The organism is Chitinimonas naiadis (assembly GCF_054780835.1).
The window spans coordinates 700694-716608 of the sequence record NZ_BAAGVO010000004.1 but is presented as its reverse complement, the minus strand read 5'-3'; the positions used below and the strand labels follow the sequence as shown (position 1 = coordinate 716608).

19 protein-coding genes and 1 pseudogene are annotated in these 15915 nt (G+C 61.1%); 12 read left to right on the top strand and 8 right to left on the bottom strand.

The window, feature by feature from the left end:
• Positions 1 to 10 precede the first annotated feature (10 nt).
• The 4 genes from ACYVHK_RS09290 (at position 11) to ACYVHK_RS09275 (ending at position 3220) form a co-directional block, all read left to right on the top strand.
• The gene (locus ACYVHK_RS09290; RefSeq protein WP_460530311.1) at positions 11 to 790 is read left to right on the top strand and encodes a substrate-binding periplasmic protein; all 780 of its coding nucleotides are present in this window, start codon (positions 11 to 13) and stop codon (positions 788 to 790) included.
• Between the two features lie 246 nt (positions 791 to 1036).
• Positions 1037 to 1213 (top strand): hypothetical protein, encoded by a 177-nt coding sequence (locus tag ACYVHK_RS09285; protein WP_460530308.1) that lies wholly within the window; start codon positions 1037 to 1039, stop codon positions 1211 to 1213.
• A 155-nt stretch (positions 1214 to 1368) separates the two neighbouring features.
• Positions 1369 to 2670, top strand: coding sequence for an N-acyl amino acid synthase FeeM domain-containing protein (locus tag ACYVHK_RS09280; protein WP_460530305.1), 1302 nt, complete (start codon positions 1369 to 1371; stop codon positions 2668 to 2670).
• A 31-nt stretch (positions 2671 to 2701) separates the two neighbouring features.
• Positions 2702 to 3220 carry a hypothetical protein gene (locus ACYVHK_RS09275; RefSeq protein WP_460530303.1) on the top strand — a complete coding sequence of 173 codons (519 nt, stop codon included), beginning with the start codon at positions 2702 to 2704 and terminating at the stop codon, positions 3218 to 3220.
• 23 nt (positions 3221 to 3243) lie between these two features.
• Here the strand turns inward: ACYVHK_RS09275 and ACYVHK_RS09270 are convergent, their stop codons facing one another.
• Positions 3244 to 4917 carry a SulP family inorganic anion transporter gene (locus ACYVHK_RS09270; RefSeq protein WP_460530300.1) on the bottom strand — a complete coding sequence of 558 codons (1674 nt, stop codon included), beginning with the start codon at positions 4915 to 4917 and terminating at the stop codon, positions 3244 to 3246.
• Between the two features lie 86 nt (positions 4918 to 5003).
• Here ACYVHK_RS09270 and ACYVHK_RS09265 point away from each other — a divergent pair, with 86 nt between their 5' ends.
• From ACYVHK_RS09265 to ACYVHK_RS09245, 5 genes and pseudogenes are all read left to right on the top strand, one after another.
• Entirely contained in the window at positions 5004 to 5207 is a 204-nt protein-coding gene (locus tag ACYVHK_RS09265) for a hypothetical protein (RefSeq protein WP_460530297.1), read from the top strand.
• Between the two features lie 70 nt (positions 5208 to 5277).
• Positions 5278 to 6066, top strand: a complete 789-nt coding sequence (locus tag ACYVHK_RS09260) for a class I SAM-dependent methyltransferase (protein WP_460530294.1) — start codon at positions 5278 to 5280, stop codon at positions 6064 to 6066.
• Between the two features lie 34 nt (positions 6067 to 6100).
• Positions 6101 to 6832 (top strand): annotated as a pseudogene (locus ACYVHK_RS09255) (YoaK family protein); the annotation flags it as partial.
• A 43-nt stretch (positions 6833 to 6875) separates the two neighbouring features.
• Entirely contained in the window at positions 6876 to 7079 is a 204-nt protein-coding gene (locus tag ACYVHK_RS09250; RefSeq protein WP_460530291.1) for a DUF2970 domain-containing protein, read from the top strand.
• 2 nt (positions 7080 to 7081) lie between these two features.
• Complete coding sequence (locus tag ACYVHK_RS09245) at positions 7082 to 7435, top strand: YkgJ family cysteine cluster protein (protein ID WP_460530288.1); 354 nt, start codon at positions 7082 to 7084, stop codon at positions 7433 to 7435.
• Between the two features lie 77 nt (positions 7436 to 7512).
• Here the strand turns inward: ACYVHK_RS09245 and ACYVHK_RS09240 are convergent, their stop codons facing one another.
• Complete coding sequence (locus ACYVHK_RS09240) at positions 7513 to 8505, bottom strand: zinc-dependent alcohol dehydrogenase family protein (protein ID WP_460530285.1); 993 nt, start codon at positions 8503 to 8505, stop codon at positions 7513 to 7515.
• A 155-nt stretch (positions 8506 to 8660) separates the two neighbouring features.
• Here ACYVHK_RS09240 and ACYVHK_RS09235 point away from each other — a divergent pair, with 155 nt between their 5' ends.
• Together ACYVHK_RS09235 and ACYVHK_RS09230 are read left to right on the top strand one after the other, a co-directional pair.
• Entirely contained in the window at positions 8661 to 9569 is a 909-nt protein-coding gene (locus ACYVHK_RS09235) for a LysR family transcriptional regulator (RefSeq protein ID WP_460530282.1), read from the top strand.
• Positions 9570 to 9646: 77 nt separating this feature from the next.
• Positions 9647 to 10804, top strand: coding sequence for a hypothetical protein (locus ACYVHK_RS09230; RefSeq protein WP_460530279.1), 1158 nt, complete (start codon positions 9647 to 9649; stop codon positions 10802 to 10804).
• Here ACYVHK_RS09230 and ACYVHK_RS09225 read toward each other — a convergent pair.
• The 5 genes from ACYVHK_RS09225 to ACYVHK_RS09205 form a co-directional block, all read right to left on the bottom strand.
• Positions 10788 to 11645 (bottom strand): AraC family transcriptional regulator, encoded by an 858-nt coding sequence (locus ACYVHK_RS09225; protein ID WP_460530276.1) that lies wholly within the window; start codon positions 11643 to 11645, stop codon positions 10788 to 10790. The genes ACYVHK_RS09230 and ACYVHK_RS09225 overlap by 17 nt on opposite strands.
• Positions 11646 to 11663: 18 nt before the next feature.
• Complete coding sequence (locus ACYVHK_RS09220) at positions 11664 to 12356, bottom strand: substrate-binding periplasmic protein (protein ID WP_460530272.1); 693 nt, start codon at positions 12354 to 12356, stop codon at positions 11664 to 11666.
• Between the two features lie 245 nt (positions 12357 to 12601).
• Positions 12602 to 13159: a TetR/AcrR family transcriptional regulator gene (locus ACYVHK_RS09215; protein WP_460530269.1), complete on the bottom strand. Its 558-nt coding sequence runs from the start codon at positions 13157 to 13159 to the stop codon at positions 12602 to 12604.
• Positions 13160 to 13163: 4 nt separating this feature from the next.
• On the bottom strand, positions 13164 to 13586 hold the full coding sequence (locus ACYVHK_RS09210) for a DUF695 domain-containing protein (protein WP_460530266.1): 423 nt from the start codon (positions 13584 to 13586) through the stop codon (positions 13164 to 13166).
• Positions 13587 to 13778: 192 nt separating this feature from the next.
• Positions 13779 to 14678, bottom strand: coding sequence for a LysR family transcriptional regulator (locus ACYVHK_RS09205; protein WP_460530263.1), 900 nt, complete (start codon positions 14676 to 14678; stop codon positions 13779 to 13781).
• A gap of 122 nt (positions 14679 to 14800) precedes the next feature.
• Here ACYVHK_RS09205 and ACYVHK_RS09200 point away from each other — a divergent pair, with 122 nt between their 5' ends.
• Complete coding sequence (locus tag ACYVHK_RS09200; protein WP_460530260.1) at positions 14801 to 15274, top strand: nuclear transport factor 2 family protein; 474 nt, start codon at positions 14801 to 14803, stop codon at positions 15272 to 15274.
• A 170-nt stretch (positions 15275 to 15444) separates the two neighbouring features.
• Here the strand turns inward: ACYVHK_RS09200 and ACYVHK_RS09195 are convergent, their stop codons facing one another.
• Positions 15445 to 15882 carry a CBS domain-containing protein gene (locus tag ACYVHK_RS09195; RefSeq protein ID WP_460530257.1) on the bottom strand — a complete coding sequence of 146 codons (438 nt, stop codon included), beginning with the start codon at positions 15880 to 15882 and terminating at the stop codon, positions 15445 to 15447.
• Between the last annotated feature and the right edge of the window lie 33 nt (positions 15883 to 15915).

Sequence of the window (15915 nt, the reverse complement as noted above, 5' to 3'; positions counted from 1 at the left end):
GGTGACGACGATGATAACGGGCAAATACCTCTGGTTGTTCATCTGCATGCTGGCGGCGCTGGCCGGGCGAGCGGAGCCGCTGCGGTTCGTGACTGCGATCCCTGCAGATCGACCGGTCTGGGGGGCGGTGGATCAGGCATTGCAGCGTATCTTCCACCGTGGTGGGCTGGAGTACACGGTCGAGCATTACCCGGCCGAGCGGGCGATGCAACTGCTGCTCAAACATCGCGTCGATGGTGATGTTGCGCGTACTGGGGCCTTTGGCGTGCTCGCCCCACAGCTACTGCGCGTCACCCCACCTTTTTACAGTTCCTATCTGCTCTCGCTGAGCCACGATGCGCGGATCAGGCCACGGTCCGCCAGTGATTTGCAGCATTTGCGGGTGGCGTATATCCGCGGGTTCAAGTTTGCGGAACAGGTTGCCGCGGCTGGACGATCGCGGCAGGCGGTGGATTCAATCGAGTCCTGTCTAAGGCTGGTACGCGCCGGTCGGGATGATGTCTGTATTGCCAATCGCTACCTGGTCGCCAAGGCTTTGATGCAACTGGGGAATGACGATGTCTTCTATCTGGATCGCGTCGCCCGTGTGGATACCTATCTCTATCTGGATAGACGGCACTGGGCCAAGGCGGGGGAACTGCATCGGCTGCTCGCCGCCATGCAACGCTCCGGGGAACTCAGGCAACTCAATCAGGCCATCAACCGCGCCGTTGATCAGGAGTTGGGCCATTACGCCGAGTCTGGCCGCAACCCGCCTAGCCGGCAGGTAACGGTGCTGCCTCGGGCATGAAAGGACACGACCAGTCTCTTCTCCTGGCTGTCGGAAAATTTTACGTTTTCTCGACCATCACTTGAACAACCCCTCGCATTCCCTTGATATTGCTGGCTTTGTAACTTTGGCACAGCAACTGCTTGATAGATGAAAACCGCTTCAAACAGAGCGCCACCGCTAATGGCGCGGTACGTGAAGTAGACCAGTACCCAGTGCGACGGGAAAGCAGCGGATCACACGGGTACCTCTCGGGGAGTCGTCAGCATGCGTGCCTACATAGTTATCGCCCCGGCGGCGGCCTTGTGCCTGCCCGCCGTATTTGCCGTCGGTCCTGATGGCGTACCGTCCATACCGGTTGTCCGTCCATTGGGCGGCAAGGCGCTGGCCGGCGGTTTCACAGCAGGGGCGCTGTACTATGCTTGTCAGCATGGTGCGCAGTGAACCGGGTAAGGAGAATGTCGAGCCCGGTCAAGCAATCAGGGCGTCTGGATCCGCGAGGCAAAGACCACACGCGGGCCGTGGCGGCCATGAGGCAGGAGGAATGGAACCGGTCCGCGGCGCCGAGGCGCAAGGGGCGGGTTTCCCAAGGGGTTGCGATGGCCAGTAGGTACTGGGGCAAGATTCGCAAGGTCATACACCAGACGGCACGCCGGCTGTTCAATTTCCTGCCGCGCAGCCAGAAGTTTGCGGTCTACCGCTCCTTTGTCGTGTGTGACCCGGCGCCATCCGAGCGCCTTCAGCTCAAGATCGCGGAGACGCAGGAAGAACTGGAAGCCTGCTTCGCCCTGCTGCATGACGCGTACGTCGGCAGCGGCTTCATGAAACCCGATCCGAGCGGGATGCGGGTCACCATCTATCACGCGCTGCCCACCACCACCACGCTCTGTGCCAAGTGGGACGGCAAGGTGGTCGGCACGCTGTCGCTGATACGCGATAGCGCGCTGGGCTTTCCTCTGCAGAGCATCTTCGACCTGACCGATGTGATCCGGCAGGAAGGGGCTATCGCCGAGGTCTCCGCCCTGGCCATCCATCGGGATTTTCGCAAGACCGGCGGCAGCATCCTGTTCCCGCTGATGAAGTTCATGTACGAGTACTGCACCGCATTCTTCGATACCCGACATTTGGTGATCGCCGTCAATCCCAGCCATATCGAGATGTACGAATCGTTACTGTTCTTCCGTCGGCTCACAGCCAATCCGGTGGCTAACTACGATTTCGTCAACGGCGCGCCGGCCATTGGTGCGACGCTGGACTTGCGCTCGGCGCCGGTCATCTTTCGGGATGCCTATAGCAAGAAGCCGCCAAGCCGCAACCTGTTTGCCTACTTCACCAAGGTGCGGCTCAAGAATATCCAGCTACCGCACCGTCGCTTTCATATCACCAACGATCCGGTGCTCACGCCCGAGATCATCAATACCTTGTTCAACGTCAAGACCAAGGTATTCGCCTCCCTGACTGAGCGGCAGAAAGCCATACTGCATGCCATCTACAACCTGAAGCAGTACAAGGAAGTGTTGCCGGTCATCAGCGAGGACAGCGATCACATCGCCCTGCGGCAACATGATCGTTTTTCCATCCGCTGCCCGGGCAAGCTGGCCTATCGTGACGAACGTGACGTCAAGCATGTGATCGAGCTGGAAGTCGCCCAGGTATCGGCTCAGGGTTTCCAGGCCAAGACCAAGGACAAGGTGCCTTTGAATGTCTGGATGACGGCGGCGATCAACCTCGGCATCAACGAGGTATCGCGGATCAAGGTCATGGCGCTGCACGATCTGGGCAAGACGGGTTACGGTTTCAAGATCGACCAGCCTGATCGTACCTGGCGGGTGTTCGTGGCCGCGCTTTATCACGGCAGCACCCATGGCGATATGGACGAGGCGAGCCGCTTCCTGCTCTGACGTTTCTCAAGACAGGCACCGGGAGACATGTATGAAACGTCGTACCTTCTTGTCCTTCGGGGTGGGCTGTTTGGCGCTGCCAGCATGGGCATTGTATGACCCCCAGCCGGATGAGGTCTTGCTGGCGACGCAAGGAGAGTGGCGAGGGGAGTTGAGCTATCGGGATTACAGCGCTCCGGACAGGATGGTCACGCTACCGACGCGCCTGTTCCTGAGCTTGCTGGGTCCCAGTTCGCTTGCCCTTAATTTCATCTACGACGATGGTCCGGGCAAGATCGTTTATTCCTACGAGCAGATGCGCTTTGATTTTGCGCGCAATGAGCTGCGCTGGCTGACAGGCGCAGACAAGCCGATGGCCTCCCTGTTGCGTATCGTGCTCGATACCCGCTCGTCTGATGGGCGGCGCCTAGTGCTGGAGCGCAAGGAAAAAGATCATCTGGCACGCTTTACGCTGGATCTGGGTGCACGTGCCCTCGCCTTGCAGAAAGAAGAAATCCGCGGCGCGCAGCCAGCACTACTGCGTAATCGTTATACCTTCAATCGGCCCTGAATGCGGACGCTTGTGCCGCTGTTTCATACGTCGTTATCTTGGCCATGTAGCGTCGCGACGATGGTGGCGGCGAGCGGTAAAAGGCTGGCAAAGTCGGACGCGTAGTCTGGCTTGGCAATGGTCGCGAGTATCCCCGCCTTATCAAGCTTGGCATGGACACGCGGGTTGGCCTCGCACAGCATCACCCGTATCCCGCGCCGGGCGAGTTTGCCGATGACTTCCTCCAGGGTCTGCATGCCGGTGATATCCATGAAGGGTACCCGCCGCAAGCGCAAGATCAGGATGGTCGGATCGGTATGGGTCTGCAGTAGGGCGCGTTCGAAATTCTCGACCGCACCGAAGAAGAATGGGCCGTTGATCTCATAGACCAATACCCCTTTGGGTAGCGCGGTGAGGCCCTGAGCGGTCAATTCGGTCTTGAGTGCAGGGTCGTCAAGCTGCTGTACCTCCACGGTCTCCGCCATGCGGCGCAGAAAGTGCAGGATGGCGAGGATGACGCCGATATTGACCGCCACGACCAGATCTACCAGCACCGTCATGCAGAAGGTGATCAGCAGGATGACCACGTCGGCCCGCGGTGCGCGCTTGACGATATGGGCGAAGTGCTTGAGCTCGCTCATGTTGTAGGCAACGACAAACAGGATGGCTGCCAGCGCGCAGAGCGGAATATGCGATGCCAGGGGCGCCAGGACCAGTAAGACCAGGATGAGGGTCAGGGCATGGGTCATGCCGGCGAGCGGACTGGTGCCGCCATTTCGGATATTGGTAGCGGTGCGGGCAATGGCGCCGGTTGCCGCAAAGCCGCCGAATAGCGGCACAGCCATATTGGCAATACCCTGGCCGATCAACTCCTGGTTGGCGTCATGCCGGGTGCCTGCCATGCCGTCGGCCACAACGGCGGACAGTAGCGATTCAATCGCGCCCAGCATCGCAATCGTGAATGCGGGGCCGATCAGTTCGATCACCCTCGCTGCCGTTACGGTTGGCAGGGCAAAGCTGGGCAGACCCTGCGGAATGCCGCCAAACGCGCTGCCGATGGTGGCAATGCCCTCGAAGTGGAAGACTGCCTGCAAGCCAGTAGCAAACACCATGGCAATCAGTGGCCCGGGAATCCGTCGCAGTCCTTTGACTTTCTGACCATAGAGGACCAGCAGCACGCTTAGTGCTGCAAGAATGGTGGTAGGCAGGTGTAGCAGGGGAAGGGCGGCGATGAGGTGCAGCACCTTCTCGTGAAAATGTGTGCCGCTGATAGCAGGCAAGCCAAAAAAGTCCCGCCATTGACCGACCCAGATGATAACGCCGATGCCGGTTGTAAACCCGACGATCACCGGCGAGGGAATGAACTTGATCACGGCACCCATCCTGGCGATACCCATGGCCAACAACATGATCCCCGCCATCAGGGTGGCGATCTGCAAGCCGTCGATACCGTGTTTGGCGGTGATGCCAGACAGAATGACGATAAAGGCACCGGTCGGGCCGGCGATCTGCAAACGGCTACCACCAAGCGTTGAGACCAGGAAGCCGCCGATGATGGCGGTGTACAGACCCTGTTCAGGTCGCGCACCGGAGGCGATGGCGAAGGCCATGGCCAGCGGCAAGGCGACGATGCCGACGATCAGGCCTGCCACCAGGTTGGGCAGCCATTTATCCCGTGCGAACAAGCCTGCCCTATGAGCTTCGACCAGTGCAATCACCGTGATTTCATCCTGTCTTATCGATGCACCCTGCCATCAGGGGGGGCGAAAAGTCACATTTTATTATCATGCTATGATAATCAAATATGAAGACCATTCCCGAAAGCCGTACCGCCCGCTTGACCGTACTGGTCGATCCCGCCAAGAAGGCGGCCTTTGAGCGCCTGTGTGAATCGCAGGACCTCACCCCCTCGCAGGTCGTGCGGGGGCTGATCCGTGGCTATCTGGAGCAGCACCTGGGCCAGGATTGGCAAAAGCAGGTCTATCCGGCGGACAAGGAGTCAGCATGAGCCCCTCATCCTTGCGGGTTCTTAACCTGGATCAAGATTGGTATGAAGCTTGCGCGATAGGTTTCTTGTCGTGAGCAAGGCCCGACGGCTGGATACGCTGGATGAACTGCTGGACCCGACCCTCATGCAGGGCAAACCCTTTGTCTACACCCACGAGGGCAAGCGTTTCCTGCATTTTGATATTGGGACCGTGCAGAGCCAGATGAGCGAAGACGCACCGCATACGCTGGAACTGGGCTACACCCGCAGCATGATGGCCTTTCTGCTGTTCCAACCCGCACCTGCTCATATCGGCATGATAGGCCTGGGTGGAGGATCACTCCCCAAGTACTGCCGCCATACCATGCCGCAATGCCGTATCACGGTGGTGGAAATCAATCCGGACGTCATCGCCCTGCGCGATGATTTCCTGATACCGCCCGACGATGATCGCCTGCAGATACTGTGCGAGGACGGCGCGCATTGGGTCGGCCGACAGATAGGCGAGCTGGATGTACTGCTGGTGGACGGGTTTGATACCGGCGGGCAGGTAGCGCAGCTCTGTACGCAGCACTTCTACGACGAGTGCCATGCCGCGCTGACCGATGACGGCGTGATGGTGGTCAATCTCTCCGCCACGGATTATTTTTCCGGGACCTACCTTGCGCGTATGCGCCAAAGCTTTGGCCGGAACGTCGCCGTTGTCACTGCCGACGGGAGTAATAACCGGATCGCCATTGCCATCAAGGGTCGTGCTAAGTCGGATGGGCAGATACGTCGTAGCCTTCCCGGATTGCTTGCCGTGCACGGTTTGCCCCTTGCAACGATTGCCGAGGATCTGCTTGCCTACCGCAATACGCCGGATGGGGCAGGAATCTGACGGCGTAGACTTGTAGACCATCAGACGGGCAAGGATGCCACTAACCTATCTCCGCAACCTCAGCGGGCATCAACGCGATCAGCGTAGCGACCGGCATCTGGGCATCGTACTGGCCTTTGTTGCCGGTGCCATCAACGCCGGTGGGTTCCTGGCCGTCGGGCAGTACACCTCGCATATGAGCGGCATTGTCTCTGGCATGGCCGATTCGCTTGCGCTGGGGCAATGGTGGGCGGTATGGCCGGCGCTGGCTGCGGTGTTGTCCTTTCTGCTGGGTGCCGCGACGACGGCGATACTGATCAACTGGGCTGCTCGCCGACAATTGCGCAGTCGTTATGCGCTGAATCTTTTACTGGAAGCGTTACTGCTACTGGTGTTTGGCCTGGCCGGTACTCACCTGGCAGAGATCGGTGAGTTGCTGGTACCCGCTACCGTGCTGCTGCTCTGCTACATCATGGGTCTGCAGAACGCCATGATCACCAAGGTATCGGGCGCCGTCATACGGACCACGCATGTGACGGGGCTGACTACGGATATCGGTATTGAACTGGGTAAGTTGTGCTACTTGAACCGAGGGGATCCCTCACTGCCCGCTGTCCGTGCCAATCGCGTCAAGCTAATGCTCCACACCGCCTTGCTGATGAGTTTTCTTGTTGGCGGTATTGTCGGGGCTCTGGGATTCAAGCATCTGGGTTTTATTGCTACCTTGCCACTCGCTGCCGGATTGGCGGTGATGGCTTGGTTGCCGATACTCGACGATCTGCGCCTTGAGGCGCATGCTAATTGAACGCCGCTAGGCGAGAGGAGTCCTTATGTCCGAACCTGTCAGCAAACCACCGGGCTTGTTTGCCGGTGTCAAAACCGTCCTGTTTGCCTTCACCGGTATACGTCGTGCAGCGGATCATGAGTCCGCCGTGCAAGGACTTACGTTCAAACACTTCATTGTCGCCGGTGTACTGTGCGCGCTGCTGCTGATCGTGTGCCTGGTGAGTCTGGTGCGGCTGATCGCGAGCTGAGCATGACTGACCACCGGCAGACCATACGCTTTCTGCGCAACCACATACCGAGCTTCGAGTGTGTGCCCGGTTGCCATGATTGCTGTGGTCCGGTCACGACCTCCAGTGAGGAAATGTCGCGCCTGCCGCGCAAGACGGCGGCGGAGCAAGAGGCGGCGCTGCGCAATCTTTCCTGCCCCCATCTGGGGGAGTGCGGTTGCCAAGTCTATGCCGAGCGCCCCCTGATCTGCCGGCTGTTCGGCACCACGCCGCGACTGGCCTGCCCACATGGGCGAGGCCCGGCGCAGGCGGTGGATACGGAGATCGAACAGGCGGTGTACCACTTCTTCCGGCAGACCCGGCAGGTACTGGTCTAGGCGGCGCGATCTGCTCGCTTGAGAATGAAAAGGAGCCGCTGACCGCGGCTCCTTTTCATTTCTGGTGGCGTGCAGATTTACTGCCGGGGGACGATCATGATCTTGCCATCACGTTGCCCCACTGCGGCTGCGGCGACGGCTTCCTTGATCTCGGAAACATCGTAGCTGGCCTGGATGGGCGCACTGAGCTTGCCGGTGGCGATCAGGCCGGCCAGCTCCGTCAGCAGGGCGATTTGTTGCGCGGGCGGCGTGGTACGGAACCAGCGGGCAAGCCAAAAACCCTTCAGTGATACGTCACGAAACACCAGCTCGCGCGGGGAAACCTGGCACGCTTCACCACTCAGCGCGCCGTAGTTCACTACGGTTGCACCCTCGGCGAGGCACGCTGCCAGCCGCATGGTCGCCGCACCGCCTACTGCGTCGATCCCCAACTTGATCGCTGCGCCGCCGGTGGCCGCCTTGACCCGCTCGGCCAGGTCGTCACCATCCACCAGTACCACGTCGCCTCCCTGGGCCAGGACGCCCGCCACGGCCGATTCGCGCCGTACGATGTTGACAGTCTTGTAGCCACGTAGCTTCGCCAGTTGTACCAGGTAGCCGCCGACGCCTGAGTTGGCGCTGCTCTGTATCACCCAGTCACCGGCTTGCAGGGTCACGAAGTCGCTGAGCAGTAGGGCAGCGGTTGGCGGGTTGACGGTCAGCATGGCCAGTTGCTTCGGGTCTGCCTCGTTGGGCAATGGCAGCAGCCGGGCGGCCGGCGCCACGATATGGCTGGCCCAGGTGCCACTACCGGCCGGCAGCAGCACGGTCTGCCCGATGGCGGGGCCCTGCGTGTCCGGGCCCAGCTCCACGACCCGACCCACACCTTCGCTACCGCCCACGGCTGGCAACGGTGGCAGCATGCCGTACTGACCCGTCAGCGTCAGGACGTCTGACGGATTGATCGGCGCAGCCAGCACGGAAACCAGTGCCTCTCCCTGAACCAGGGCAGGGCGCTCGAAGGCGACAGGTGCGATCGATGCTTGCGGGATGGGGCCGCGTTCAGTGTATTGGGCTTTGAGCAGCGTCATGGGTATGTCCTTTGAGGTTGGGGCGCTGGGTGTGTGTCACCGATGACTGCATGGTAGGGCAGACGAAATGTTTGGAGAATCCGTCTGAATTGCTAAATTCTTTTGTCTTTATGGCAATAATGGCGCTATCAAGCTGATAAACGAGACTCCCGTCCATGGACAAGTTGCGTGCCCTGCATTACCTCCTCAAGGTAGCCGATACCCTGAGCTTTTCCCGCGCTGCCAAGGCCTTCGGCGTACCGGCGTCATCGATCTCGCGCCGGATTGCCGATCTGGAATCCGAGCTGGGTGTGGAATTGCTGCATCGGACCACCCGTACCGTGCGGCTGACCGAGATTGGCGCGCTGTATCTTGAGCAGGTCCGCGCCGGGCTGCTACAGCTCAAGGATGCCGACGAACTGGTCGATCAGCGCAGCCATACGCCGAGCGGTACCCTGCGCATCAGCGCCATGGCAAGCTATGGCCAGTCCCTGCTGATGCCGGCCCTGGAAGTATTCAGCAATCAATACCCCGATATCGTGCTCGACGTGCACTTCAGTGACACGCTGGTCGATCTGGGGCGGGACCAGTTTGATATTGCCATCCGTGCCGGCCGTCAGCCGCAGCAGCGCGTGGTGGCCCGCAAGCTGGACCCCAACCGCTTCATCCTGGTGGCGAGCCCCATCTATCTGGCCCAAGCTGGCACGCCGCGTACGCTGGATGAGTTGCAGCATCACAAGACCCTGATGTATCGCGGCCCCAATGCGCTGATCAAATGGCATGGGCTGGATGGGGATGGCTGGCGCGAACTGAACAACCCGCCGGCCTTCATCTGCAACGACGGTGTGAGCCTGGTGAGCATGACCCGCCAGCACAAAGGCATCGCCCTGCTACCGGAGTGGGGTGTCGTACCCTACCTGCAAAGTGGGGAACTGGTCAGGCTGGACCTGGCCCAGCCTGTATCGGTCAGCCGTGGTGCCGAGAGCGGTATCTACCTGCTCTACCTGCAAACCCGATACCAGATACCCAAAGTCAGAATCGCAGTGGAATTCCTGCTGGCCCGTCTGCATGAACCGGTTGATTAGCCTTCCCTGCTACTCGTACCTTGCCACGCCGAATCTGCAACAATAGCGACCCATCGCCGGATTGATCGCCTATCGCCATGAAGTTGCCCCGTCTTTCCAGCCTGCTCCTCCTCGTTACCGCCAGTCTGGCCCAGGCTGACGAGCCAGTGCTCGAACTGAGTGGTCAAGTCGGCAAGGCGCAGATCGTGATGGAACTGACCGTCCAGCAGGACGGCGCCGTCGATGGTCGCTACTTCTATCGGCAGCATCACGTGGATATTCCCTTGGCGGGCCAGCGGCGCGAGGACGGCAGCATCCTGCTGTGCGAGGGTGAGCTGAACGATGCTGCGCTCGGCGAGCACGGTTGTGACGGGTTCGAGATCAAGCCCGCGGGCCAGGGGCAGTGGCAAGGTAACTGGCACGGACCCAAGCTGGCCAAACCCTTGCCGGTGCAACTGCTGCCGCTGGATATTTCCCTGCTCGACGGCAAGCGTCCGGCACCGGTCCGTACTGCATCGGGTAGCAGTGGTCGTTATGAGCTGGCACGGCGGGCGGACATGAGCTTCAAGCGCGGTCGTACCGAACGGATACAAGGCCACGCCCTGCAATGGTGGGACGAGCCGGTGTCCGGCGTCAGCCTGTTCCGCGTACTGGATGGTTATCCGGCTGATGCCCTGACGCGTATCAACCAGGTGCTGACCGAACGCCATTGGCAGGAGGTCGGCGCTGCGCTTAGTTGCCTGGTTCGCCAGGGGCAGCGTGGCGACTACGAGGTACAGGCCAAGCCCAGGCTGCTCTCACCCAAGCTCTTCAGCGCCAGCGTGATGGTGAGCTACGACTGTGGCGGCGCACACCCGGACTTTGGCGATGCGCCGATCAACCTGGATGTCGAGAGCGGACGGAGTTTGCTGCTGGAAGATCTGCTCTGGCTGGGTCGTGGCAAGCCCTATCTGGCTCGCAATGCCAACGGGGATCGCTCGAACTTCGACTACGAGGACAACCTGCTGGCACCCTGGATCAGCAAGACCATGGCGCAGCGCTACCCCAGGCAGGTCAAGCCCCAGCGCGGTGACGAATGCGATTATCGCGACAAGGCGGTATGGCGCTTTCCCAGCTGGTATCTCACCCCCAAGGGTCTGTACCTTGGACCCTCGTTCCCGCGTGCCCTGCGGGCTTGCGAGTATCCGGACTGGGCCGTACTACCGTGGTCGGTGCTACGCCAGCATCCGGGGGCCGGTTTCAGTCGCCTGCCTTGACATGTACGGGTGCCGGCCCGGCCTGCTGTGCCCGTAACCAATCACGCGGGCTGCTGCCGGTCTGGCGGCGAAAGACCCGTGCCAGGGCTGACGCACTGTCATAGCCTACAGCCCCGGCCACCAGTGAGATCGGCTGTCCCTCACGCAGCAACTGCTGGGCGAGGCTGATACGCCATCCCAGCAGATAGTCGCCCGGCGTCTGGCCGATGGTGGCGTGAAAGTGGGCGGAAAAGCGCGCGCGCGACATGCCGGCAGTCTGCGCCAGCGTCTCGAGTCGCCAGCCGTGTTCGGGGCGAGCGTGCAGGGCGTGCAGGGCACGTGCCAGGCGAGGATCGGCAAGGCCGGCCAGCATGCCACGCTGGATGCTGCGGCTATCGAGTAGATGCCGTAGCAATTCGATGACCAGCAGCTCGAATAGGCGGTTCATGACCGCTACCCGGCCACAGCGCTCACCAAAGGCTTCGGTGAACAACCAGTCCAGGACCGGGGCCAGCATGGGCACCGCATCCAGCGGCAGGAGCAGGTAGTCGGGCAGGGCTGTCGCCAGCGGATTGCCGCTACCACCGTCGAAGGTGAGCGATGCGCACACCAGTTCGGTCTGGTCCGTCTCGGTCGCCAGCAGGCGATGCCGGTAGGGACGGGGGCAGAAGAACAGCGAGGGCCGCTCCAGTTTCACCTCTCGGCCATCACCCAGCAGCATCAGCATCTGGCCTGCGCGTAGCAGATGCAGGTGGCCAGAAGTCTGCTTGCCATCGAAGGCGGTGATGCCGCAGAAACTGCCGCTGTGAAATACCCCGGCATGCACGCTGAACCGTGCCAGCAGATCAGATAGTCTATCCACCGTGATGTGCCGCTTTGGTCAATTTCCCAACCCTTGGGCGACGACACCCTGCAGCGCCCAGGTCGGGTAGCGTTTGCGGTAGAGACGCCAGAACTCACCGTCGCGTATACCCGCCTTGAGCGCGCTGGCCAACCACCAGCGATCCGTATCGGAAAGTCGGCTGTTCGAGAGATAGAAGCCGGATACCACGGCGGGTATGGTTTCGATGGGCTGAAGTTGTAGCTTGTCACCCAAACCCTGCTGAGGTGCCACATCCGCCATCACTACGCCGAGTGTGATGGTGCCATCTGCCCGACCTACTGCCAGTTTCTTGGCCACGGTTTCTGGGCTGTCCACTTCCTCCAGCCGGCCTTGGCTGCGTAGGGTCTGGAGTAGTTGCTGGTAGGCCGGGCCGTAGTCATGGCCACGTACGACGTTGATCATCAGCTTACCCTGTGCCAGCAGCGGCAGTGCCATGCTGGCTGGCACGCGGTTCGATAGCGTAATCAGCACGATGGGGGCGCGCAGTGTTGGCAGGAATTGTCCGAGCTGGTCCCGTTCGCTGGTGCGGATGGCGGAGGCGACGACATCGACCTTGCCTTGCCGCATTTCCGGGAAGGAGCGCACCCGAGGCATGATCAGGTAGTCGAAACGGCAACCGCTTTCGGCGCTGACACGGTCGAGGAAGTCGGCAATGACGCCGCTCACGCGGTGACTGCTGTCGATCAGCATGCTAAAGCCGATGGGGCTCGCCGCGACTTGAATGGGTCGCGAGCAAGACGCGGTCTGTCCTGAGACTGTTACTGGCAGCAGTAGTGTACCCAGCAGCAAGGCTGCTATCGGGCGGCGATTGAGACGCCGACGTGCGCGGGCAATCCAGAATGAAGGAAGCATAAGAATGCTATTCTAGAGCGTGCAATCGGATCTACAGAAATAAGTCGATGATCTGCCTGCCAGATAGCGGCCGTACGGCTGGCTCAGCGGGGGAGTTGAGCTTGCAGTTGCGCCATCGCCGCGTCGAAGTCCGCAATCTCACCACTCATGCGGGCGGTCAGCAAGGCACCCTGGCAGACCGTGAAGATATAGGCAGCAAGCACGGCCGTCGTGTTGCCGTGCTTGGGGTCCAGGCCGGTCAGCACCGCCTGGAGCCAGTCGACTTGTACCTGCCGCAAGCTGCAAGCTGCCTGTCGGAGGTCATCGTTGATGCAATCCCAGCCCGCTGCCAGCGCTCCGGCCGGGCACACGCGCGAACCCGCGTGGAGGGCGTTGCGGTAGACCAGGAAATAGGCTTGCAGTTTGTCCCGAGGTAACACCGGCGTGGTATCGAACCACGCAAGGAACTGTGCTGTCGATTGCTGCAGGACCTCGATGCCCAGACTCTCCTTGGTGGGAAAGTGATGGTACAGGCTGGCCTTGCGGATACCGACCCGATCCGCCACATCCTGAAAGCTGAAGCCCAGGTAGGAACGGGTCTGTATCAGCTCCCGCGCGACGCCGACTATCTGCTCGCGGGTGGTGTTGGTGGCGGTCTTCATGGGCTTATTTTAGCGCCAGCAAGAACTTGCGGTAGGCCGCCCAGGTTGGGTCAGTCTTGGCCTGGTGTTCGACCCGATATCCGGGGTGCGCGGTGCGCAGCTCGGCCACCACGTCCGCCAGGGTGGTTTCGTCACGCGAATAGAAATAGAACTCGGCAATACCGTAGGACAGCACGCGCACCCCGTACACGGCCCAACCATTGGCATGCCGCTCTGCTGTCTCGATCAAGGCCCGCTCGAGCTCGGCGAAGTCGGCGACTTCATCGGGATGCAGCAGGGTGTCTTCGGTCGGCGTCTGTTTGAACCAGACCCCAAACCAGTTGAGGCAGGCCAGTTCTTCCAGCGGGGCGGTATCGGCAAAGCGGCTGTCGACCATGATATGGCTGGGGCCATTTTTGAGGGTAAGGCGGGACTGTAACCAGGACATTGCGAAGTGGAACCTGCGAATAGGACGAGAGAAAGGGCAAAACAAAGACGGTCGGCACCCATGCCGACCGTTCCATCAGGGGACGAGCTTAGCGATTCTTGCGGGCTACCTCAATTGCCGTTTACCTGTCGGGGCGAAGGTGGCTGCCACGGCGAACGACATGCCGAACAAATGGAGGTAGTCAGGCATCCATCATCGTAGCGCCGGATTGGCGCGCAGGCGTTCGACCGCCAGGTCGATGAAGCTTCTGACCTTCTGTACCGCATGCCGTCCTTCACGGTGTACCACGTGTACGGGAATCAGCGTGGATTCGAAATCCGCCAGTACCCGCACCAGGCTGCCATTCTGCAGCTGCTCGGCCACCTGATAGGAAAGCAGGCTGGTCAGGCCGAAGCCGGTGAGCGCGGCAGCCAGCGCGGCATCGTTGGTGGTCGTTGTCAGTCGTGGGTCGAACTTGAAATTGCGAACACTGCCTCCGATCAGGAAAGGCCACTCCGGCGTGGGAGAGACACCGCCGGCAAAGATCAGCGTATGGCGCTTGAGTTCCTCCGGCGTCTGCGGTGTGCCGTGCTCGGCCAGATAGGCGGGCGAGGCACAGATCAGTCGTCGCACGTTGCCGACCGGGATGGCCTGCAGGGAGGAGTCGGGCAGGGTGCCGATACGGACGGCGACATCAATCCCTTCCTCCACCATCTGCACGATCCGATCCAGGAACCAGCAATTGACGTTCATGCCAGGATAGAGCCGCAGGTAGTCCGTCACGATATGGGTGACATGCAGGCGCCCGAACAGGACCGGTGCCGTCAACATCAGCCGGCCTCGCGGCGTGCCGTGCTGGCCGGTGGCGGCCTCGTCGGCTTCGTCGGCGGCCGCCAGGATGCGGCGGCAGTCTTCCACATACCGCGCGCCGATCTCGGTCACCCGGACTGTCCTGGTCGTACGCGTCAGCAAGCGGGCGCCCAGCCGGGCCTCCAGTTCTGCCACGGCGCGGGTCACCGCAGGTGGTGAGGAGCCGAGCTTGCGGGCTGCTGCAGCAAAGCCGCCGCTATCCACGACGGCGACCAACACCTGCATCAGGTGCATCCGGTCCATATTGTTCCTTTGATCGGAATGATGAATTGCAGCCGACGGTGATTCTAGGGCCGAAGTGTTCTGCTCACAATGCGGACACATCGCATCGCACGGATGCCAATCCACCGCCAGGAGCACCCATCATGAGCCAAGCCGCCCGCCCACCCCTACCACCATTCACGCATGAGACCGCCGCCCAGAAAGCCCGCCTCGCTGAGGACGCCTGGAACAGCCGTGATCCGGAACGGGTTTCCCTGGCCTACACCGAAGACAGCCGCTGGCGTAACCGTGCCGAATTCCTCACCGGCCGCGCCGGGATTGTCGCGCTGCTCCAGCGCAAATGGGCTCGGGAGCTGGACTATCGCCTGATCAAGGAACTGTGGGCCCACGACGGTAACCGTATCGCCGTCCGTTTTGCCTACGAGTGGCACGACGATGCGGGCAACTGGTACCGCTCTTATGGCAACGAGAACTGGGAATTCGACGAGTACGGCCTAATGCGCGCCCGCCACGCCAGCATCAACGACCTGCCGATCAAGGAAAGCGACCGCAAGTTCTTCTGGCCGCTGGGCCGCAGGCCAGACGATCACCCTAGCCTCAGTGAACTGGGCCTCTGATTGAGTTCAGAAGCCAGGTAGCCGTCATGCGGCTAGTTATGGAACTCCCTCGCCAGATAAGGCGCTGGAGATCGCCGTGAGCTCAGCGCTTGTCCGGGGAGCATTGGATTTTGCTCTCCGGCCACCGGGCGCGCGGAAATGCGGATGGGTGGCGAATGCCGCAACGATAGCTAACGAATATCGTGGATGTAATGTTCCAGTTGCTCGATGACGAACCGCTGGTCCGCAATCTGCTCCCTGACCAACTCCGAAATCGACAACACCCCCATCACCGTATGGCTCTCCATGACCGGCAGATGCCGTACCCGGTTGCCAGCCATCAGCGCCATGCATTGTTCCAGCGTATGGCTGGGCGCCGCATAGGCCACCTTGCGAGTCATGACACCTTCCACCGGCGTTCCGGCCGAGGACTTGCCCTCCAGAACGATCTTGCGGGCATAGTCCCGCTCCGAGAAGATACCAACCAGCGCTTCTCCCTCCATGACCAGTACCGCCCCGATATCAGCATCGGCCATCAGTTGCAGCGCCTGGTACACCGTGGTGCTGGGCGTGACGGCATAGAGTGCCGGATCGGATTTTTCCTTCAGGAACTGCCGGGCGGTTTTCACGATGTGTCCTCCTGTGAGGATGGTGGGTGCCTA